Origin of the sequence: Scandinavium sp. UTDF21-P1B, from assembly GCF_040750395.1 — a bacterium.
Classification (GTDB): domain Bacteria; phylum Pseudomonadota; class Gammaproteobacteria; order Enterobacterales; family Enterobacteriaceae; genus Scandinavium.
Map to the genome: position 1 here is coordinate 1 of NZ_JBFLVD010000022.1, position 1,080 is coordinate 1,080.

1 protein-coding gene is annotated in these 1,080 nt (G+C 53.6%); it reads left to right on the top strand.

Annotation, left to right across the window (positions count from 1 at the left end; translation table 11 throughout):
- Positions 1-85 precede the first annotated feature (85 nt).
- A partial coding sequence (locus AB1287_RS17840; RefSeq protein WP_435618642.1) for an IS4 family transposase occupies positions 86-1,080 on the top strand: 995 nt, incomplete at its 3' end.

Genomic DNA, 1,080 nt, shown 5'->3' on the forward strand with positions numbered 1-1,080 from the left:
TCCTAATGCCGATCGTTTAAGGATCGGTTGACCGATCCGGTAGCTGGTGTAAAAAGGGTTCATGTTCATCATGGACCCTTTTTAAATGGAACTTTCACAAGCTCTCGGCATTATCAATATCACCTCCCCAGAGCACGCCCGTAGCCTCTCTGACCTCATCCCCGCTGAATTCATCCAGAAGGCGTTAACGCTGACTGACACTGTCACGCTTCGCAAACGCAAACTTCCTCTCGAATCTATGATCTGGCTTGTCATTGGCATGTCCATCTTCTGCAATCGTCCCATGACCGAGATCGTCAATCTGATGGATATCACTGACAGGACTGGTGAGCCTTTCACCGCCCGCAGCTCAGTCATTCAGCGCCGAAAAACACTCGGGGAAGATGCTGTGCGGGAACTGTTCGACATTACGCAGCGACACTGGAATCAACAGGCGGCCCATCCAAAATGGCATGCCCTGAATCTGTTTGCCGTGGATGGTGTTGTCTGGCGCACGGCAGACACGCCGGAAAACAGCGAAGCTTTCAGCAGACCAGCCGGACGAAATGGCACCGGTGGCTATCCGCAGGTCAGGATGGTCTGTCTGATGGAGCTGAGCAGTCATCTGATTAATGCCAGCGTCTTTGACAGCGAAAACGTGAGCGAAATGCGACTGGCAGCGCAGCTGGCAGAGAGAACCCCGGATGAGAGCATCACTCTGTTCGATAAGGGATTTTACTCACTGGGGTTGCTGCACCACTGGCAAACGTCCGGAGAAAAACGACACTGGTTGCTGCCGCTGAAAAAACACACGCAATATGAAGTTGTGCGTAAGCTGGGGCGTGGCGACGAGCTTGTAGAACTGACACCCAGCCCACAGGCCCGGAAGCAGTGGCCAGCACTCCCCGGGCGGTTCACAGCCAGGCTGCTGACCCGAACGGTTGATGGTAAAGAAAGGCGGGTCCTGACATCCCTGACAGACCAGAATCGTTATCCTGGCAATGATATCAGCGAGTTATATCGTCACAGATGGGAAATTGAACTGGGTTATCGGGAAGCGAAGCAGGGGATGCTGGACAATCGCTGGACGTTACGCAGCAA